The sequence below is a fragment of the Klebsiella sp. I138 genome (assembly GCF_051131765.1).
In the GTDB taxonomy this organism is placed as follows: domain Bacteria; phylum Pseudomonadota; class Gammaproteobacteria; order Enterobacterales; family Enterobacteriaceae; genus Klebsiella.
Genome location: NZ_CP180447.1, coordinates 1,645,356 through 1,665,149, shown reverse-complemented (window position 1 = coordinate 1,665,149; position 19,794 = coordinate 1,645,356). Strand labels below are relative to the sequence as shown.

The window sequence follows — 19,794 nt, the reverse complement described above, 5'->3', positions numbered from 1 at the left end:
CTTGCTGAATGACGGCGTTTGTCGCTACTGTTGATCTCTTACCGCCGACGTGGCGGAACTCATCACCAGGAGGCGGATATGATCTCGCGGGAGCCTGCCGTAGCCCTTATAGGGCCCGGCGCGATTGGGACCACGATAGCGGCGGCGCTGCATGAAGTCGGGCGCACGCCGGTGGTGTGTGGGCGAACGTCTCATCACCAGCTGCGGCTCAGATTCGACGGCGGGCAAATTACCGTTCCCGGGCCGGTACTGACCGATCCGGCGGCCGTTGCGCGACCGTTTGACCTGGTGTTCGTTGCGGTGAAGGCGACGCAGAACCACGCTATCAGCCCGTGGCTGAGCGCGCTATGTGATGCGCATACGGTGGTTTGCGTGTTGCAAAACGGCGTTGAACAGCAGGCGCAGTTTGCCAGTGAGGTGGCGGGAGCGACGGTGCTCCCGGCGGTGGTGTGGTTTCCGGCACAGCGCGAACCCGATGCCTCTGTCTGGCTGCGGGCGGAGCCGCGGTTAACCTTGCCGGATCTGCCGTCCGCCCGCCTCGTACAGCAAGCGTTGCAGGGAACCCGCTGCGCCGTGGCACTGGCCGATGATTTCACCAGCGTCGCCTGGCGCAAGCTGCTGCAAAATGCGGTGGCTGGTCTGATGGTGCTGACCGGACGCCGGGCCGGGGTGTTCGCTCGTGCCGATATCAGCGAGATCGCGCTGGCCTATTTGCATGAATGCCTGCTCGTTGCGCGCGCGGAGGGTGCAAGGCTCGATAATAGCGTGCCGCAGGAGATTCTCGACGGATTTCATCGTGCTCCCCCTGATCTCAGTACCTCGATTCAGATTGACCGCGAAGGCGGGCTGCCGCTGGAATGGGCGATTCGCAACGGCGTCGTTCAGCGCCGTGGGCGCCTGCACGGTATTTCGACGCCGCTGAGCGATCTTATCGTACCGCTGCTGGCCGCCGCCAGCGACGGGCCGGGCTGACGGGTAAAACGGCGGCCAGACTCTGCTATTATCTCGCTTTTACTGTCCTGAACGCTAAATATGCTGAAATATGCGCTTTGCTATGACCATTATGGGCCACCCTCATCGGCGCTGAGGCTGCGCCGCGAGCCTTTACCTCCTCTGGCGGCGGGAAGCGTACGTGTCAAAATGCGCTACGCGCCGGTCAACCCCTCCGATCTTATCCCTGTTACCGGCGCCTATCGCCACCGAACCCGGCTTCCGGCGACGGCGGGCTATGAAGGGGTTGGCGTGGTGGTTGACGCCCCGCCCGGTGCCAGCGTGGTACCCGGCCAGCGGGTGCTGCCTCTGCGCGGAGAAGGCACCTGGCAGAGCCATTTGGATATCGCCGAAGGCTGGCTGGTACCGGTCCCCGATGAGATAGACGATTGCCTGGCCGCCCGGGCCTATATTAACCCGCTGACTGCGCTGCTGATGCTCAGGCGCTGGCCGGTGGAGGGCCTGAATATCGTCCTGACGGCGGCGGGCTCCTCCTGCGCCAGCCTGCTGGCGCAGTGGGCGCTGCAAAAAGGGGCGCGGTCGGTGAGCGGGGTGATCCGTTCGGAATCGCATATTCACCATCTGGCGCAGCAGGGCGTTTATCCTGTACTTGAGGACGACCGGTTGATGCTGGAACAGGTGAGTCAGAACGCCGATCGAGTGTTTGATGCCGTTGGCGGCGCCCTGGCGGATGCGATGCTGTCGGTGCTGCCGGAGCATGCGGAGCTGGTGTCCTACGGATTATTGTCCGGGCAGGCGCTGAATCAGACCCGCACAACTCCGCGGGTGTATAAATTCCATCTGCGCGAAGCGCAGGTGGATCTGTCAACTGCCGCCTGGCAGGCGGCGTTTCGCGAGATCTGGTCACGACTGCCGGCAACGTCGTTACCGCCGGTGGACGTGATTCCCTTGAGCCGCTGGCAACAGGCGATAAGCGCCAGCGGTCAGGGAGCTGGTCACGGTAAAATTTTGCTCGATTTTACCGCGGAAGATTAGCCAGAAGCGGCACGCAACGCGCGGTGTATCGACGGCATCCGTGCCGTCATCTGCCGGGAAAACCTACTTTTTCTTTTCGCCAAGCGTCGGCGTTTCGTCAAAGAAGTTCCACGGTTTCAACAGGGCGTGCGCCCATTCGGTTGGCATAATCGGCCACTCTTCCGCACGCGCCACGTGGGTGGTACCGGTAGTTATCCAGACGACGTCATCGTGGTTGGTCAGCGATTCATTATCCTTCGCATAAGCACCAAGGCCGGTATCATGGACCGAGCGGTTCGGGTATTTCCCTTCCGGATAGCGTTCCTGCGGGTGATAGCGGGTCACCCACAGCTGTTTATCCATAAAGCTCAGGCGGTGATAAATCCACTCATCCGGGGCGAATTTGGCACCGGTTGCCGCCGGGTGGGTACCGCCCGCATACGGGATAATCTGATACGACACCGGGTTACCCATCCGGTTCTCTTTGGTGGTATTACTCAGCAGGCGAATGGTGCCCGGATCGAACTTCTGCGCCGCTTTTTGTTCGCTGTCGATAGTGTACTGATTAATCTGCATGGTACTGGTACGCGGGCCGCCGGCGGTATTTGGCTTCACTTCCGGATCCATGGCGACCAGCGTGTTGTTCTCGCCATCGACGTCAAGATCCAGGCGGAAGTTGTAGATATGCTGGTGCGTGGTACCGACGATATTATGGTCGATCAGCGTCCCGTAACGGGTATCTTCTTTCGCGCTCGGATCGTGCATGGTCTTCGCCATGACGCCTTTGACCGCTTCGATCCCGGTCGCGCCGGCATCAATGCCGATGGTGCCGTTCTCGTGGAATACCCAGTCAAAGATATAGTCGTAGTTGCCAACGGTACTGATCCAGCGCACCACCAGTTCGCGGCGCTCGGTGCTGACGTTCGGTTGTCCCATCTCCTGATGCTTATATTCCGGGCCAGCATAGCGCTCGAAGATCGCGATGGCGTGCGGGATGGTGGTCGGCGTGCCGGTATAATCAGCGATGGTTTCATCCAACAACACCGAGTTCGCCGGTGCATCTTTGCCGCGAATGATTGGCGAGGTCAGGGTGCCCATGCCGTAGTCCCCGGAGTCGAGATAGGCTTTGAAGTACCAGCCTACGTCCGGGTCGCCGTAAGGGACGATCATCCCACCCAGTGAACCTTCATACATGACCTGGCGTTTTTTCCCGTTGTCGTTGTAGGTCACGGTAGAAAGAATCGGCCCGACGCGCGAATTCAGACGCAGGTGGAAATCCCAGTTCTGCCAGTGAATCGTGTCGCCGGTAATGGTGTAGTTTTTGCCTTCCGGTTCGGTGATATCCAGCGGTTTAACGGCGGCTGCCACGCGGTCGCGACCATCATAAGGGCGTGGTTCCATCGGAACCGGGATAACCGGACCTTCTTCGATTTTAATGATTTTTTTCTGTTCAAGGTCCACGACGGCGACCAGGTTTTCGATCGGGTGTGCCCAGTAGTTACCGTCGCCGGTATCCAGATAGCTCACGACTTTCAGCAGGCGAGAATCCTGTTTCAGGCCGTCTTTGCCGTCAAAGTAGCCGACGGTCAGCGGGGTCGTGATCACCTTTTTGGTATCGGTGATACCGTGTTTTTTGAGCACGGCGGCGAATTCATCACTGGCGTTAATGATGTTTTGCACGCTGACGAAATCATCCAGCAGGACCATGCCGTGGGCATCTTTAATCGGCTGCCAGGAGAGGATTTTCTTATTCTGTAAATCCACCACGCTTTCGATAACGTGCTTACCATCGAGCATCACGACGTCCGCGGTACGCGGTGCATCAACCGCGGTGCCTTTTAACGCGAAGGCCCACACCGCCGCTTTATCCGGCTCATGCAGAGAAATTTCGGTAAAGCGGGTGTTGGGGCGGAATTCCGGCGAGGCTTTAACAATCGTCACCGCTTCGCTGATCTCCGCAGACGATAGCGAGTTGAGCGGATGCGGGCGCTTCTCAACCTGGAATGTCTGGTCAAGGCCGGACTGGAAGACATCATTGATAAAGGTATCGGAGACCCACGCTTTACCGTCTTTCATCACCACCGGAACCTGTAAATTCAGCGTCTTGCCGTTGACGATGGCCGTTTTGGCGCCGGGCTTCACTTTGACGTAGGCGCCATCCTTCATTAGGGTAAACATCTGGGCATAATCATCCCACTGTACGTCGGCGCCAAACGCCTGCAGGGTCTTGTCCATCGGAACCATGTGCGCTTCGTCGCCGTGGGCGAACGCCGGTGACTGCCAGGCACAAAACAGCGCAACGGCCAGGGCTAAGGCTGTTTTACGCGGGGAACGAATTGAGTTAATTGCCATTGTGACCTCATCTTATATTTTTATTCCCGTCATGCTTTGGGTTGCATCTACGGTGACCACGCGTCCCTGCTATTGCCTGCAACGCCAATGATTCCGGCGAGTTGTGTTGTCTCTTGCCGCTGCGAAAAGTCGGCTTTACTCGCTTTAACCTACCAGCGGTTGGCGGGTGAACGTTTGTTTGCTCTTGCCAGGTTGTTTGTCAGGTTTGCCAGTTATCAGCCTCATGACGTGCACAGGGCACAAAAAATGCCTCCGCAGAGGCATCGGGAACCGACCCTGGCCGCCCGGCATTTGCCGGAACGACAGGGCAGGCACAGCGTGTTTAACTCGCAAAGTCGCCGTGCTGGCGGGCAACCAGCGTCAGGATGGAATAGAGCGCCACCGGCTGCTGGTGCTGGTTAAATATTTCTACCGCCCACTCCACCACGCCGGTTGCTTTCTCTTCGGCACTGCGCTGACGCTTCACGGTTTTACGCTTACAGGTCAGGCGAACCTGAATGGTATCGCCTGGTTTTACCGGTTCGATAAAGCGCAGGTTTTCCATACCGTAGTTGGCGATGACCGGCCCGACACCGGCATCGACAAACAGCCCGGCGGCGGCAGAAATCAGGAAGTAGCCGTGCACGACGCGCTCGCCGAAAATGGAGTCTGCGGCGGCAATTTTGTCCATGTGGGCGTAGAAATGATCGCCGCTGAGGCAGGCAAAATTAACGATGTCCGCTTCGGTCAGCGTGCGGCGCGGCGTCAGCAGGCTATCGCCGGGCTGGATCTCTTCAAAATATTTGCGGAACGGATGAATGCGATCTTCGCTGACTTCGGCGCCGCGAACCCACTGTTGACCAATCGCTGCCAGCATCGTCGGGCTACCCTGAACCGCAGTGCGCTGCATATAGTGTTTCACCGCGCGCAGGCCACCGAGCTCTTCACCGCCGCCCGCGCGCCCCGGCCCGCCATGCACCAGCTGTGGCAGCGGTGAACCGTGACCGGTGGATTCTGCGGACGACTCCTGGTTGAGGATCTGGATACGGCCGTGAGAACGGGCGGCGCCAAGAATAAACTCACGCGCCAGTTCACCGCTGGCGGTCACCAACGTTCCGACCAGGCTGCCTTCGCCGGCGCGCGCCAGCGTCAGCGCATGCTCGCGATGCTGATACGGCATCAGGGTGGCTACCGGGCCAAATGCTTCGATGGCATGCACCGCCGGGGTTTCATCCGGCTGCGGGCAGAACAGCAGCGTTGGCGGGAAGAAAGCACCGTCGGCGTTAAGATCGGCCTGACCGCCGAGCAGGGCTTCGCACCCGGCCTGAATCAGCGCGTTCACGTTGTTCTGCACGTCCTGGCGCTGGTCGTGGCTGACCAACGCGCCCATTTTCACCCCTTCCTGTGCCGGGTCGCCAACGCTCACCTTTTGCAGACGAGCAATCAGCGCCTCGCTGACCGCCTGAATCTGCGCCTGAGGAACGATAATGCGGCGGATAGCGGTACATTTCTGTCCGGCCTTGGTCGTCATCTCGCGCACCACTTCGCGGATAAACAGCGCAAACTCCGGCTGTTCGGGGGTGACGTCCTCGCCAAGCACGCAGCAGTTCAGCGAATCGGCTTCCATGGTGAAGGGGATCGACTTCGCGACCAGGTTGGGGTGAACGCGGAGCTGCTGGCCGGTATGCGCCGAGCCGGTAAAGGTCACCACATCCTGGCAATCCAGGTGGTCAAGCAGATCGCCCGCGCCGCCGCAAATCAGGCTGATGGCCCCGTCAGGAACCAGGCCACTCTCGACGATGGATTTGACCATCGCCTGGGTCAACTGAGCAGTGGCGGTAGCCGGTTTGATGATCGCCGGCATACCGGCAAGCCAGGTGGGTGCCAGCTTTTCCAGCATCCCCCAGCAGGGGAAGTTAAAAGCGTTGATATGCACCGCGACGCCGGATTTTGAGGTCAGCACATGGCGTGCGGCGAAGCCTCCCTGTTTCGACAGCGGGATCAGTTCATCTTCCGGCCACAGAGTATCGTCCGGCAGCTCGCGGCTGCCGAGACTGGCATAGGTAAACAGGGTGCCGATCCCCCCTTCAATATCGACCCAGCTATCGGCTCGGGTCGCCCCGGTTTGCGCCGAAATAGCATAAAACGCGTTTTTTTCTTCCAGTAAGTGCCTGGCCACCGCTTTCAGCATTGCGCTGCGTTCGATAAAGGTCATGGCCTGTAACGCTTTACCGCCGTGATCGATGGCAAAACGGCGCGCCTGCGCCATATCCAGCCCTTCGCTGGTGACTTCCCATAATGCTTCACCGCTGATGGCGTGGCGAAGAGTACGGGCGCGGCCCCGGCCGGTCTGCCAGGCGCCGGATAAGTAGCTGGCTAACTGCTGCATTGCGAATCTCCAATGTGTTACGTGAAATCTTTATAAATAGTTATTTTCTGAATCATAAAATGCAAGTGACTATTTAATAATTTATTAACATTGTGATCGCGGGCGCGTCGTGCCTTGCCGCAGTCTGCCGGTGTTTTCGCGGTGTGGCGGATGTTTTTTGCTGTAACCATCACAAAAAACACAAACAAAATTTGTGGTTTTATTTAACCTGAGTGTAACTTTTATAAAACAATGTGATTCACAAATGTTTGTTTGTTGAATTTATCGGAATCATAAAGGTGATGACGTGACAGAAGAACAACGCTTTGACCAGCGCATCGCGCAGGATACGGCCATCGAACCCCAGGACTGGATGCCGGATGCCTACCGTAAAACGCTGATCCGTCAGATTGGCCAGCATGCGCACTCCGAAATTGTCGGCATGCTGCCGGAAGGAAACTGGATTACCCGTGCGCCAACCCTGCGTCGGAAAGCGATTCTGCTGGCAAAGGTGCAGGATGAAGCCGGGCACGGTCTGTACCTCTATAGCGCGGCGGAAACGCTCGGCTGCGCCCGGGAAGACCTGTATCAGAAGATGCTAGATGGCCAGATGAAGTACTCCTCAATCTTTAACTACCCGACGCTGAGCTGGGCGGATATCGGCGTGATCGGCTGGCTGGTCGACGGCGCCGCTATCGTCAACCAGGTGGCGTTGTGCCGGACCTCCTACGGGCCGTATGCCCGGGCGATGGTCAAAATTTGCAAAGAAGAGAGCTTTCACCAGCGTCAGGGATTTGAAGCCTGCATGGCGCTGGCCCAGGGGAGCGAAGCCCAGAGGCAGATGTTGCAGGATGCGATTAACCGCTTCTGGTGGCCGGCCCTGATGATGTTTGGCCCGAGCGACGACAGCTCGCCGAACAGCGCGCGCAGCATGGCGTGGAAAATCAAACTGCACTCTAACGATGAACTGCGTCAGCGCTTTGTCGATAACACTGTCCCGCAGGTCGCCATCCTCGGTATGACCGTACCCGATGCGGATTTGCAGCTGGATGAAGCAACCGGTCACTACCGCTTTGGCGAAATCAACTGGCAGGAACTGAATGACGTGATTAACGGGCGCGGTATCTGTAACCACGAACGCCTGGCCGCCAAGCGTAAAGCCTGGGAAGAAGGGGCATGGGTGCGGGAAGCCGCGCTGGCGCATGCCCAAAAACAACACCCCCGCGACGCGGCATAAGGAGAAGCATGATGAGCAACGTGTACTGGCCGTTATATGAAGTTTTTGTTCGCAGCAAACAGGGATTATCCCATCGTCACGTCGGCAGCCTGCATGCCGCAGATGACCAGATGGCGTTGGAAAATGCCCGCGATGTGTATACCCGTCGCAGCGAAGGCTGCTCCCTGTGGGTGGTGAAAGCCAGCCAGATCATTGCATCCCAACCAGATGAGCGCGGTGAATTTTTTGACCCGGCGGAGAGCAAAGTCTATCGCCATCCCACTTTCTACAACGTGCCAGACGGCATGGAACATATGTGAGGCAACGATGAACAATCTGAATCCCGTTGCAACCTATGCGCTGCGTCTTGGCGATAACGGCCTGGTGCTGGCCCAGCGCTTAGGCGCGTGGTGCGGTCATGCGCCGGAGCTGGAAATTGACCTGGCGCTGGCTAATATCGGCCTCGACCTGCTGGGCCAGGCGCGTAACTTCCTCAGCTATGCGGCAGAGCTTATGGGGAGCGGCGATGAAGACACCCTGGCCTATGGCCGGGATGAACGTCAGTACGGCAATTTACTGCTGGTGGAACAACCGAACGGCAACTTTGCCGACACGATTGCCCGCCAGTTCTTTATGGATGCCTGGCACGTGGCGCTGTTTACCCGCCTGGCCAACAGCCGCGATGCCCAAATTGCTGCCATTGCCGCCAAGGGACTGAAAGAAGTGCGCTATCACCTGCGCTTCAGCCGCGGCTGGCTGGAACGTCTGGGCAATGGCACCGCGCTCTCGGCGCAGAAAATGCAGCAGGCGGTTGATGGCCTGTGGCGCTTTACCGGGGAATTATTCCTCGTCGATGCGCTGGAAAGCGCCCTCATTGAACAGGGAATCGCCGTTGACCCGCGTGACCTGCAGGCGGAGTGGCAGAGCACGGTTCACACCGCGCTGCTCGACGCCGGGCTCCAGATTCCGCAAGAGGCGGCGTTTCGCCACGGCGGAAAACAGGGGCTGCACAGTGAACATCTCGGGCCGTTGCTGGCGGAAATGCAGTATCTGCAACGCGCTTATCCCGGTCAGCAGTGGTAACAGGAGGTGGCTATGCAACGTCTCGCCGATATCGCTCCCGCAGAAGTCCACGCTATCTGGGCGCTGTTAAGTGAAATCCCCGATCCGGAAGTGCCGGTGCTGACCATTACCGACCTTGGCATGGTGCGCAGCGTTGCAGCACACGGCGAAGGCTGGGTGATCGGCTTTACCCCGACCTACTCGGGCTGCCCGGCGACGGAACATCTGCTGGGGGAAATTCGCTCGATGATGACTCGCCACGGCTATACGCCGGTGCATATTGTCCTCCAGCTTGACCCGCCGTGGACCACCGACTGGATGAACCAGGACGCCCGTGAGCGCCTGCGTCAGTACGGCATAAGCCCGCCGCAGGGGCACGCCTGTCATGCCGGACTGGCACAAGAGGTGGTTTGCCCGCGCTGCGGCAGCGTACATACCGCGCCGATCAGTGAATTCGGTTCGACGGCCTGCAAAGCGCTTTACCGCTGCGACAGCTGCCGCGAACCCTTTGATTACTTTAAATGTATTTGAGGTTGCCATGACGACGTTTCATTCGCTTACCGTCGCGAAAGTGGAGCCGGAAACCCGCGATGCGGTGACCATTACCTTTGCGATTCCCGACGCGCTGCAGGCGGAGTATGCCTTCCGTCCGGGCCAGCACCTGACCGTAAAAGCCCGCCTTGGTGGGGAAGAGCTTCGCCGCTGCTACTCCATCTGCCGCAGTCGCTCACCGGCGGAAATCAGCGTGGCGGTCAAAGCCATCGACGGCGGACGATTCTCCCGCTATGCGCAGAGCGATATCTGCCAGGGGATGGTGCTGGAGGTGATGGTTCCACAGGGGCATTTCGGCTACCAGCCGCAGGCCGGGCGCGAGGCTGACTACCTGGCGATTGCCGCCGGCTCCGGGATCACGCCGATGATGGCGATAATTGGCGCGACGCTTGCCACCGAAGCGGATAGTCGCTTCACCCTGATCTATGGGAACCGCAGCAGCAGCAGCATGATGTTTCGCCAGGCGCTGGCGGATTTAAAAGATCGCTATCCGCAGCGGCTACAGGTCGTTCATCTGTTCAGCCAGGAGTCGATGGACAGCGATTTGCTCCAGGGGCGTATTGACGGCGAGAAACTGCACGCTCTTTCCGCAAAATTGCTGGATTTCAGCCGCTACGATGAGGCCTTTATCTGCGGTCCGACGGTGATGATGGATGAGGCTGAAGCGGCGCTGCGTGCGCTGGGGATGGCGGAAAACCGTATTCATCTCGAACGGTTTAATACGCCAGGAAGCAGCGTTAAACGCGCGACAGGCGTACAGGCGGAAGGCCGCACCGTTACGATTCGTCAGGACGGCCGCGACCGGCAGATTGCCCTGAACGCGGATGACGACAGCATTCTGGATGCGGCCCTGCGCCAGGGGGCGGATTTACCCTTCGCCTGTAAAGGCGGCGTCTGTGCGACCTGTAAATGTAAAGTGCTGCGTGGGGAAGTGGCGATGGCGGCCAACTATAGCCTGGAAGCGGAAGAGCTGGCTGCCGGATATGTCCTGAGCTGCCAGGCGCTGCCGACCAGCGGCGATGTGGTGGTCGATTTTGACGCAAGGGGAATGGCATGAGCGATCTGCTGATAGCCCGCCACGAACGCGTTCTGCAACTGACCCTGAATCGCCCGCAGGCGCGCAACGCTTTAAATAACGCGCTGCTGGCGCAGATTGCCGATGCACTGGACGCGGCGGCGGCTGACCCGACCATCAATGCCTGTGTGATCGGCGGCAGCAGTCGTTTTTTTGCCGCCGGGGCCGACCTGAACGAAATGGCGGAAAAAGACTTGCCTGCCACGATGGACGATATTCGTCCGCGACTGTGGGCGCGCATTGATGCCTTTCCGAAACCGCTGATTGCGGCTGTTAACGGCTATGCCCTCGGGGCCGGCTGTGAACTGGCGCTGCTGTGCGACCTGGTGGTGGCGGGGGATAACGCGCGCTTCGGCCTGCCGGAAATCACTCTCGGGATTATGCCCGGCGCCGGAGGCACCCAGCGCCTGATCCGTAGCGTCGGGAAAGCGCTGGCCAGCCGCATGGTGCTGAGCGGCGAAAGTATTGATGCACAGCGGGCGCAACAGGCCGGCCTGGTCAGTGAAATCACGCCGGCACCGTTAACCAACGAATATGCCCTGAAGCTGGCGGCGACTATCGCCCGTCACTCGCCGCTGGCGCTGCGTGCGGCGAAACAGTCTCTGCGCCAGGCGCAGGAAGTGAGCCTTCAGGCAGGACTACAGCAGGAGCGCCAGCTGTTTACGCTGCTGAGCGCCACCGACGACCGCCGGGAAGGTATTGCCGCCTTCTTACAAAAACGAACCCCGGAATTTAAAGGACGCTAATCGTGGACGCTTTTATTCTCAGCGAAGTAGAACAGGGTGTGATGACGATTACCCTTAACCGCCCGGATCGTCTTAACAGTTTTAACGACCTTATGCATCAACAGCTGGCGGCGTGTCTGACCCAGGCCGAGCGCGATGAGAACGTGCGCTGCCTGCTGATTACCGGTGCCGGACGCGGTTTTTGCGCCGGTCAGGATTTGAACGACCGCAACGTGGACCCCAGCGGCCCGGCGCCGGATCTCGGCCTGTCCGTTGAACGTTTCTATAACCCGCTGGTGCGCCGCCTGGCGGCGCTGCCAAAGCCGGTCATTGCGGCGGTGAACGGCGTGGCGGCCGGTGCGGGTGCCACCCTGGCTCTGGGCTGCGACATTGTTCTCGCGGCCCGCTCGGCGAACTTTGTGATGGCCTTCAGCAAACTCGGGCTGGTGCCGGACTGCGGCGGCAGCTGGTTCCTGCCGCGGGTGGCCGGGCGCGCCAGGGCAATGGGGCTGGCGCTGCTGGGTGAAAAGCTCAGCGCCGAACAAGCCGCGCAGTGGGGGATGATCTGGCAACTGGTGGAGGACGCTGAACTGGCCGACACCAGTCGTCAACTGGCTCGCCATCTGGCGGCACAGCCTACCTTTGGTCTTGGGCTTATTAAGAAAGCGCTGCTGGCATCGGAAACTAACGGCCTCGATGCGCAGCTGGATCTTGAACGTGATTACCAGCGTCTGGCCGGACGTAGCGATGACTACCGGGAAGGCGTCAGCGCTTTCCTTGCGAAGCGTCCTCCACAGTTCAGCGGGAAATAAACATGAGCCAAACACAACAGACCGTCGCCGTGATCGGCGCTGGCACGATGGGGGCCGGTATTGCCGAAGTTGCTGCCGCAGCCGGACACCCGGTTCTGCTCTACGATATTGCCACCGAGGCGTTAACCCGTGCGGTTGACGGTATTGGTCAGCGTCTTGCCGCCCGCGTGGCGCGTGGCAAGCTGGCTGCGGACCACGCGGCTGCGCTGACCGCCCGGATTGTGCCGGTAACCGAGCTTTCCGCGCTGTCCGAGGCCTGGTTGGTTATCGAAGCAGCCTCTGAGCGCCCGGACGTCAAAAAAGCGCTTTTCAGCCAGCTGGCGACGATCTGCTCTCCGTCAACGCTGCTGACCAGCAATACCTCTTCAATTTCGATCACCGCCATTGCCGCTGACGTGAAGCATCCCGAACGTGTGGCCGGACTGCACTTCTTTAACCCCGCGCCGGTGATGAAGCTGGTCGAGGTAGTGAGCGGTCTGGCGACCTCGCCGGAAGTGGTCGAACAGCTATGCCAGTGCGTAACCGCATGGGGAAAACAACCGGTACGCTGCCGCTCGACGCCGGGCTTTATCGTCAACCGTGTGGCGCGACCGTTTTATGCCGAGGCGTGGCGAGCGCTGGAAGAACAGGTGGCACCCCCGGCAGTGATTGATGCCGCGCTGCGTGACGGAGGGGGGTTCCCGATGGGGCCGCTGGCGCTGACTGACCTGATTGGCCAGGACGTCAATTTCGCCGTGACCTGTTCGGTTTTTAACGCGTTCTGGCAGGACCGGCGTTTTCTGCCGTCGCTGGTACAGCAGGAGCTGGCGTTGGCCGGGCGACTGGGTAAGAAGAGCGGACAGGGCGTCTATCGCTGGCCTGTCGAGGCGACATCTGACCCGGCGCTGGACCTCGTGGCTGAAGCGTGCGGAGCGAAAAACGTTCGCACAAAATGTGACAGTGTCACTGGCGTGGTGGTAATTGAACTGGACGACGTCCGGCTGCTTGAAACGGCTGGCGAAACCGCCCAGGCGCTGAGCGTGCAGTATGGCTGTCCGGTCGTGGTGTACGACTATTGTGCCGGCGACACCGTGGTTCTGGCGTCAGCGGCAACGAACCCGGCGTCGGCGACCGACAAAGCGGTGCGCTATTTCCAGCAGCAGGGCAAAAAAGTGCTGCTGATTGCCGATTATCCCGGCCTGCTGGTCTGGCGGACTCTCGCCATGCTGATTAATGAAGCGCTGGATGCGGTGCAAAAAGGTGTCGCCACTGCAGCGGACATCGATACCGCCATGCGTCTTGGTGTCAACTACCCGCACGGCCCGCTGGCGTGGGGCGAATCTCTGGGCTGGCAGCGCGTACTGCGCCTGCTGGAAAACCTGCAACAGCACTATGGCGAAGAGCGCTATCGCCCCGGTTCCTTACTGCGCCAGAAGGCGCTGGTGGAGAAACGTAATGAGCAATGATGCCTGGCGCAACGCGCGCGTGATGTACGAAAACGACACCTGTGCCAGAACCCTCGGCATCGAGATTATCGAGATGGATGACGGCTATGCGCAGATGAGTATGACCGTGTCGCCCACAATGCTCAACGGCCACCAGACCTGTCACGGTGGGCAGCTGTTTTCACTGGCTGATACCGCGTTTGCCTACGCCTGCAACAGCCAGGGGCTGGCGGCGGTGGCCTCTGCCGCCAGCATCGACTTCCTGCGTCCGGCCTTTGCCGGCGATCGCCTGGTCGCCACGGCGCGGGTGAAACAGCAGGGAAAACTGACCGGCGTCTATGACATTGAAATCGTTAACCAACAACAAAAAATTGTGGCCCTGTTTCGCGGTAAATCGCACCGCATCGGCGGCACAATAACGGGAGAAGTGTGATGCGCGACGCCTTTATCTGTGATGGGATTCGTACGCCGATTGGCCGTTACGGCGGGGCGCTTGCCGGCGTCCGCGCCGATGATTTGGCCGCCATTCCGCTGCGCGAATTGTTAAGCCGCAATCCAGGGCTGGATCCCGCGTGTATTGATGACGTCATTTTCGGCTGCGCGAACCAGGCCGGGGAAGATAACCGTAACGTAGCGCATATGGCGACCCTGCTGGCAGGGTATCCACAGACGGTCTCCGGCACCACCATCAACCGCCTGTGCGGTTCCGGCCTGGACGCGATTGGCTTTGCCGCTCGCGCCATCAAAGCCGGTGACGCGGACCTGATGATCGCCGGTGGCGTAGAGTCTATGTCGCGGGCGCCGTTTGTGATGGGTAAGGCCAGCGCGCCGTTCCAGCGTCAGGCGGAGCTGTTTGATACCACTATCGGCTGGCGTTTTGTGAACCCGCTCATGCAGCAACAATTTGGCACTGACAGCATGCCGGAAACGGCAGAGAATGTAGCTGAATTGTTAAACATCAGCCGGGCCGATCAGGATGCTTTCGCCTTGCGCAGCCAGCAGTTGACGGCAAAAGCGCAGCGGGAGGGGATTCTGGCGCAGGAAATCGTGCCGGTTCAAATTATTGGAAAGAAAGGCGCGGTAAGCGCGGTTCGCGACGATGAACATCCGCGTGCGGATACCACGCTTGAACAGCTGGCCGGGTTAAAAACGCCGTTCCGGAAAGGTGGGGTGGTGACCGCAGGCAACGCCTCCGGGGTCAACGATGGCGCCGCCGCGCTGATTATCGCCAGCGAGCAGCAGGCGCGCGCCCAGGGGTTAACCCCGCGAGCGCGAATTGTGGCGATGGCCACCGCGGGCGTAGAACCAAAGTTTATGGGGCTGGGGCCGGTTCCGGCGGTGCGTAAAGTGCTGGAGCGCGCGGGTCTGAATATCAACGACATGGATGTTATCGAACTGAACGAAGCGTTCGCCGCCCAGGCGTTGGGCGTGCTCAGGCAGTTGGGCCTGGCGGACGATGCGGCGCATGTTAACCCCAACGGTGGCGCGATTGCTTTAGGCCATCCCCTGGGAATGAGCGGTGCGCGGCTGGCGCTGAGCGCCAGTCTGGAGCTGCAGCGACGGAACGGGCGCTATGCGCTGTGTACGATGTGTATTGGCGTGGGTCAGGGCATTGCCATGATCCTTGAGCGTGTGTGAGCGAATTTACCTGCGAGTACCCTAAAATGATAACTAATACAAAATTAGATCCGATTGAAACCGCTTCTCGTGACGAATTACAAGCCTTGCAGACCCAGCGCCTGAAATGGACGCTGAAGCATGCCTATGACAATGTGCCCATGTACCGCCGCAAATTTGATGCCGCGGGCGTCCACCCTGATGATTTTCATGAACTGAGCGACCTGAGCAAGTTCCCGTGCACCACCAAACAGGATCTGCGCGATAACTATCCGTTTGATACTTTTGCGGTACCGATGGAGCAAATCGTACGTATTCACGCCTCCTCGGGCACCACCGGTAAGCCAACGGTAGTGGGCTATACGCAAAATGATATCGACACCTGGGCCAATATTGTTGCCCGCTCCCTGCGCGCGGCGGGCGGTACGGCCAAAGACAAAATCCACGTCGCCTACGGCTATGGCCTGTTTACCGGCGGTCTCGGCGCCCATTACGGTGCAGAGCGTCTGGGGGCCACGGTCATTCCGATGTCCGGCGGTCAGACGGAAAAGCAGGCTCAGCTGATCCGCGATTTTCAGCCGGATATGATCATGGTGACGCCTTCTTATTGCCTGAATCTGATAGAAGAGCTTGAGCGCCAGATGGGCGGTGATGCCAGCGGCTGCTCGCTGCGGGTCGGTGTCTTCGGCGCTGAGCCGTGGACGCTGGCGATGCGGGCGGAGATTGAGCGTCGCCTGGGCATCTCTGCTCTGGATATTTACGGCCTGTCGGAAGTGATGGGGCCGGGGGTGGCGATGGAGTGTCTGGAAACCGCCGACGGCCCGACCATCTGGGAAGACCATTTCTTCCCGGAAGTGGTTAACCCGAACGACGGCACGCCGCTGGCGGATGGCGAACACGGCGAACTGCTGTTTACTACCCTGACCAAAGAGGCGCTGCCGGTGATTCGCTACCGTACCCGCGATCTGACTCGTCTGCTGCCAGGCACCGCGCGGACCATGCGCCGGATGGATCGCATCAGCGGTCGCAGCGACGACATGCTGATTATTCGCGGAGTGAACGTCTTCCCGTCGCAGCTGGAAGAAGAGATCCTTAAAGTCGAACATCTGTCGCCGCACTATCAGTTGGAAGTCAATCGTCGCGGCCATCTTGATTCACTCTCGGTACGCGTTGAGCTGAAAGAGAGCAGCTTATCGCTAAGCCATGAGCAGCGCTGCCAGATTTGCCATCAGCTGCGTCACCGTATTAAGTCGATGGTGGGGATCTCAACCGATATCAGCATCGTCAACTGCGGCAGTATTCCTCGCTCTGAAGGTAAGGCCTGCCGCGTCTCGGACCTGCGCAAAATTATCGTCAGCGGTTAATTTTTTCCCCGGCTTGCGGCGTCAATATTGTCGTCTGCATGCCGGTGGATACCCGGTGGCGCTTGCTGACCGGGCTACGGGTTGACAGCTGTCTGCATACCGGTAGCCCGGACAGGTGCGCGGCATCGCCTGCGGGAATTCCTGTGCTATGATTCGAAAAGGACAAAAACAACAACAGAATGAATCAGATGAGTAAGCTTGACACCTTTATTCAACAGGCCGTCGAGGCGATGCCGATAAGCGGCACTTCGCTGATTGCCTCGCTGTACGGGGATTCACTACTGCAACGCGGCGGGGAGGTCTGGCTCGGCAGCGTGGCCGCACTGCTGGAAGGCCTCGGGTTTGGCGAACGCTTCGTGCGCACGGCGCTGTTCCGACTGAACAAAGAAGAGTGGCTGGACGTGGTACGTATCGGCCGGCGCAGTTTCTATCGATTGAGTGACAAAGGACTGCGTCTCACGCGGCGGGCGGAGCATAAAATTTACCGTGCCAGCGCGCCGGAGTGGGACGGGACCTGGCTGCTGCTGCTCTCGGAGGGGCTGGAGAAAAACCAGCTCACGGAAGTGAAAAAACAGCTGTTGTGGCAAGGCTTTGGTGCTCTGGCGCCCAGTCTGCTGGCCTCGCCGTCGCAAAAAATGGCCGATGTGCAGTCGCTCCTGCACGAAGCGGGCGTGGCGGAAAACGTGATCTGTTTTGAAGCGCATTCGCCATTAGCCCTGTCCCAGGCGGCACTGCGCGCTCGCGTTGAGGAGTGCTGGCATTTGACCGAACAGAACGCAATGTATGAGACCTTTATTGCGCTGTTTCGCCCGCTGCTGCCGCTGCTGCGTGATGCCGATGTCGACGAGCTAACGCCGGCGCGCAGCTTCCAGATCCAACTCCTGCTGATCCATTTCTATCGCCGGGTGGTGCTGAAAGATCCGCTGCTGCCGGAGGCGTTATTACCGGCGCACTGGGCCGGGCAAACTGCGCGTCAGCTGTGTATCAATATTTATCAGCGGGTCGCGCCGGGCGCGTTGACCTTCGTCGGTGAGAAAGGGGAAAGCTCGGTGGGGGAACTCCCCGCGCCGGGGCCGCTCTATTATCAGCGCTTTGGCGGTCTGCCGGGCGCCTAAGGAGGCTTGATGCCGATTTATCAGATTGACGGTATGACCCCCGTTGTGCCGGATGAAAGCTATGTGCATCCCACGGCGGTGCTGATTGGCGATGTGATCCTCGGGAAAGGCGTGTACGTCGGCCCGAATGCCAGCCTGCGCGGCGATTTTGGGCGCATTGTGGTCAAAGACGGGGCCAACATTCAGGATAACTGTGTAATGCACGGTTTCCCCGGTCAGGATACGGTGGTGGAAGAGGACGGGCATATCGGCCACGGGGCGATTCTTCACGGCTGCGTCATTGGCCGCAATGCGCTGGTGGGGATGAGCGCGGTGATTATCGACGGGGCGACCATCGGGGAAAACAGCATTGTTGGCGCGTCGGCGTTTGTCAAAGCCAAAGCAGAAATGCCGGCGAACCACCTGATTGTCGGCAGTCCGGCCAAAGCGATTCGCACCTTAAGCGAGCAGGAGATCGCGTGGAAAAAGCAGGGAACGCGGGAGTATCAGGTGCTGGTTGAACGCTGCCAGCAGACGCTGCATCAGGTGGAGCCGTTAAAACAGGCGGAGCCAGACCGTAAGCGCCTTGAGTTTGATGAAAGTCTGCGGCCTAAATCATCATACTGAGCGATAGCCCTCCGGCATGGAGGGCCTAATATTTAGCCAGCTCCCGAAAGAGCGCCGGGTTCGCCTGAATAGCCGCCAGCACTTTTGCCGCCAGCCCCGTTGGGTTGCGTCGTCTGGACTCCCAGCTTTTTATGGTATCCACGCTGGTTCCCAGCGCGTGCGCCATTTCCGCCTGCGAAACGTTCAGCTGCGCTCGAATAGTTTTCACGTCAGCAATCTCATAGCGAGTCACGCGGGCTGAGGCTTTATCGCCATTTTTGATATCAATAGCTTCTTTGAGAGACGTTTGAAGCTCATCAAAAAAACGCATATCACACCTCATTTTCAGTCGTTTTGCTGGTTTTTTGAGCTGCACTTTTTCAGCATCGGTCAGGTTATCTTTGGTGCTTTTCGGGTAGGCCAAAACCAGATAGATAATTTCAGCGGTTGCGAGGAAATACATACCCCTCGCGCTGCCGCTTTTCTCCTGAGAGCCAGTTGCCATCCTGATTTTCCGTCGCTCACCCGTATTCTGGATGATATCCCCGGCATCCGGGTTGCCTGTAAGTTCTTTCTGCAACATCCGAAGCCCATCGTCAGTAGTAGTAAGCTGTTATATCGGCCGGGTAAACAGTGGCGTTTCGATAAACTCAATCGCACAGCACATGAGCATGCTCCTTATTAAGGTACTATGTACACTTTTGTGTATACATAGTACCGATCCATGATTTTACGGCAATCTGTCGGGTGGTCGGAAACGGGTTGCCTTAAGCCGCGAGCGCTATCGTATAGGCTGAATGAATTTTTGGCGGAATGGACTACTGATTTTACGAGGTGTCTCGTAACGTGGGGATGGGGAGAAAAAAGACTCCCACCGGGCGGTGGGAGTTAACTCTTATGCTGCAACGACGCTGTCGATGGCCGCTTTGGCATCGGACTGTGCTTTGGCAGCGACTTCCGGGCCGTAAGCAATGCCTTCGGCGAAGACAAAGTTCACGTCGGTGATACCGATAAAGCCAAGGAAGGTAGACAGGTACGGCGTGACCAGGTCAGTCGGGGTATCTTTATGGATACCGCCACGGCTGGTCAGAACCACCGCACGTTTACCGGTGACCAGACCTTCTGGTCCTTTTTCGGTGTAGCGGAAGGTCACACCGGCGCGAGCCACCAGGTCGAAGTAGTTTTTCAGCTGGGTCGGGATGTTGAAGTTATACATCGGCGCCGCAATCACAATGACGTCATTCGCTTTCAGTTCGGCAATCAGCTCGTCAGACAGCGTCAGCGCTTCCTGCTGGCGCGGAGTCAGCGGGGTATCGCTCGGACGCAGTGCACCCACCAGTTCACCATCCAGTACTGGAATCGGATTGGCTGCCAGGTCACGTACGGTGATAACATCTTCAGCGTGCTGTTCGCGCCATTGTTCAACAAAATAGTCGGACAGCTGACCGGATTGTGAGTACCCTGCCAGAATACTGGATTTCAGTACTAATACTTTGCTCATGGGTGTTTCCTTATATGAGATTGACGGGTCGATGCCCTGGTGCTTGTTGACACTGTATTCACAATCATGCCACAGAGAAAGC

19 protein-coding genes and 1 pseudogene are annotated in these 19,794 nt (G+C 59.0%); 15 read left to right on the top strand and 5 right to left on the bottom strand.

The features are described from left to right. Positions 1 to 78: 78 nt before the first annotated feature. The gene (locus ACMYSK_RS07780) at positions 79 to 972 is read left to right on the top strand and encodes an oxidoreductase (protein WP_434641569.1); all 894 of its coding nucleotides are present in this window, start codon (positions 79 to 81) and stop codon (positions 970 to 972) included. Positions 973 to 1,032: 60 nt separating this feature from the next. Beyond that, positions 1,033 to 1,986 (top strand): zinc-dependent alcohol dehydrogenase family protein, encoded by a 954-nt coding sequence (locus ACMYSK_RS07775; RefSeq protein WP_434641567.1) that lies wholly within the window; start codon positions 1,033 to 1,035, stop codon positions 1,984 to 1,986. Positions 1,987 to 2,049: 63 nt separating this feature from the next. Here ACMYSK_RS07775 and tynA read toward each other — a convergent pair whose 3' ends face one another. Next, positions 2,050 to 4,317: a primary-amine oxidase gene (tynA, locus tag ACMYSK_RS07770; protein ID WP_434641565.1), complete on the bottom strand. Its 2,268-nt coding sequence runs from the start codon at positions 4,315 to 4,317 to the stop codon at positions 2,050 to 2,052. A gap of 322 nt (positions 4,318 to 4,639) precedes the next feature. Continuing rightward, the gene (gene paaZ, locus ACMYSK_RS07765; protein ID WP_434641564.1) at positions 4,640 to 6,685 is read right to left on the bottom strand and encodes a phenylacetic acid degradation bifunctional protein PaaZ; all 2,046 of its coding nucleotides are present in this window, start codon (positions 6,683 to 6,685) and stop codon (positions 4,640 to 4,642) included. A 286-nt stretch (positions 6,686 to 6,971) separates the two neighbouring features. Between paaZ and paaA the strand changes: the two genes are divergently transcribed. From paaA to paaY, 13 genes are all read left to right on the top strand, one after another. Continuing rightward, positions 6,972 to 7,901: a 1,2-phenylacetyl-CoA epoxidase subunit PaaA gene (gene paaA, locus ACMYSK_RS07760; protein WP_434641562.1), complete on the top strand. Its 930-nt coding sequence runs from the start codon at positions 6,972 to 6,974 to the stop codon at positions 7,899 to 7,901. Positions 7,902 to 7,912: 11 nt separating this feature from the next. Continuing rightward, positions 7,913 to 8,200 (top strand): 1,2-phenylacetyl-CoA epoxidase subunit PaaB, encoded by a 288-nt coding sequence (gene paaB, locus ACMYSK_RS07755; protein WP_434643980.1) that lies wholly within the window; start codon positions 7,913 to 7,915, stop codon positions 8,198 to 8,200. A 7-nt stretch (positions 8,201 to 8,207) separates the two neighbouring features. Continuing rightward, the gene (gene paaC / locus ACMYSK_RS07750) at positions 8,208 to 8,963 is read left to right on the top strand and encodes a 1,2-phenylacetyl-CoA epoxidase subunit PaaC (protein ID WP_434641560.1); all 756 of its coding nucleotides are present in this window, start codon (positions 8,208 to 8,210) and stop codon (positions 8,961 to 8,963) included. A 12-nt stretch (positions 8,964 to 8,975) separates the two neighbouring features. Next, positions 8,976 to 9,473, top strand: a complete 498-nt coding sequence (gene paaD, locus ACMYSK_RS07745; protein WP_434641558.1) for a 1,2-phenylacetyl-CoA epoxidase subunit PaaD — start codon at positions 8,976 to 8,978, stop codon at positions 9,471 to 9,473. Between the two features lie 7 nt (positions 9,474 to 9,480). Next, the gene (gene paaE / locus ACMYSK_RS07740) at positions 9,481 to 10,551 is read left to right on the top strand and encodes a 1,2-phenylacetyl-CoA epoxidase subunit PaaE (RefSeq protein WP_434641556.1); all 1,071 of its coding nucleotides are present in this window, start codon (positions 9,481 to 9,483) and stop codon (positions 10,549 to 10,551) included. Further along, complete coding sequence (paaF, locus tag ACMYSK_RS07735; protein WP_434641554.1) at positions 10,548 to 11,315, top strand: 2,3-dehydroadipyl-CoA hydratase PaaF; 768 nt, start codon at positions 10,548 to 10,550, stop codon at positions 11,313 to 11,315. The genes paaE and paaF overlap by 4 nt, the downstream gene beginning before the upstream one ends. Before the next feature lie 2 nt (positions 11,316 to 11,317). Continuing rightward, positions 11,318 to 12,106: a 2-(1,2-epoxy-1,2-dihydrophenyl)acetyl-CoA isomerase PaaG gene (gene paaG, locus ACMYSK_RS07730; RefSeq protein ID WP_434641552.1), complete on the top strand. Its 789-nt coding sequence runs from the start codon at positions 11,318 to 11,320 to the stop codon at positions 12,104 to 12,106. A 2-nt stretch (positions 12,107 to 12,108) separates the two neighbouring features. Continuing rightward, positions 12,109 to 13,551 (top strand): 3-hydroxyacyl-CoA dehydrogenase PaaH, encoded by a 1,443-nt coding sequence (paaH, locus tag ACMYSK_RS07725; protein ID WP_434641550.1) that lies wholly within the window; start codon positions 12,109 to 12,111, stop codon positions 13,549 to 13,551. Further along, on the top strand, positions 13,541 to 13,963 hold the full coding sequence (gene paaI / locus ACMYSK_RS07720) for a hydroxyphenylacetyl-CoA thioesterase PaaI (RefSeq protein WP_434641548.1): 423 nt from the start codon (positions 13,541 to 13,543) through the stop codon (positions 13,961 to 13,963). The genes paaH and paaI overlap by 11 nt, the downstream gene beginning before the upstream one ends. Further along, the gene (gene pcaF / locus ACMYSK_RS07715; protein WP_434641547.1) at positions 13,963 to 15,168 is read left to right on the top strand and encodes a 3-oxoadipyl-CoA thiolase; all 1,206 of its coding nucleotides are present in this window, start codon (positions 13,963 to 13,965) and stop codon (positions 15,166 to 15,168) included. Before paaI ends, pcaF begins: the two co-directional genes overlap by 1 nt. A 26-nt stretch (positions 15,169 to 15,194) precedes the next feature. Next, positions 15,195 to 16,511, top strand: a complete 1,317-nt coding sequence (gene paaK / locus ACMYSK_RS07710) for a phenylacetate--CoA ligase PaaK (RefSeq protein ID WP_434641545.1) — start codon at positions 15,195 to 15,197, stop codon at positions 16,509 to 16,511. A gap of 188 nt (positions 16,512 to 16,699) precedes the next feature. Beyond that, on the top strand, positions 16,700 to 17,626 hold the full coding sequence (gene paaX / locus ACMYSK_RS07705; RefSeq protein ID WP_434641544.1) for a phenylacetic acid degradation operon negative regulatory protein PaaX: 927 nt from the start codon (positions 16,700 to 16,702) through the stop codon (positions 17,624 to 17,626). Positions 17,627 to 17,635: 9 nt separating this feature from the next. Next, a complete protein-coding gene (gene paaY, locus ACMYSK_RS07700; protein WP_434641542.1) occupies positions 17,636 to 18,232 on the top strand; it encodes a phenylacetic acid degradation protein PaaY in 597 nt (198 codons plus the stop codon). Between the two features lie 25 nt (positions 18,233 to 18,257). On the opposite strand, the gene nadS is transcribed toward paaY, so the two are convergent. From nadS to azoR, 3 genes and pseudogenes are all read right to left on the bottom strand, one after another. After that, entirely contained in the window at positions 18,258 to 18,542 is a 285-nt protein-coding gene (nadS, locus tag ACMYSK_RS07695; protein WP_434643977.1) for a NadS family protein, read from the bottom strand. A 12-nt stretch (positions 18,543 to 18,554) separates the two neighbouring features. Continuing rightward, positions 18,555 to 18,878: pseudogene (locus ACMYSK_RS07690) on the bottom strand (type II toxin-antitoxin system RelE/ParE family toxin); the annotation flags it as partial. 228 nt (positions 18,879 to 19,106) lie between these two features. Then, on the bottom strand, positions 19,107 to 19,712 hold the full coding sequence (azoR, locus tag ACMYSK_RS07685) for an FMN-dependent NADH-azoreductase (RefSeq protein WP_434641540.1): 606 nt from the start codon (positions 19,710 to 19,712) through the stop codon (positions 19,107 to 19,109). Positions 19,713 to 19,794 lie beyond the last annotated feature (82 nt).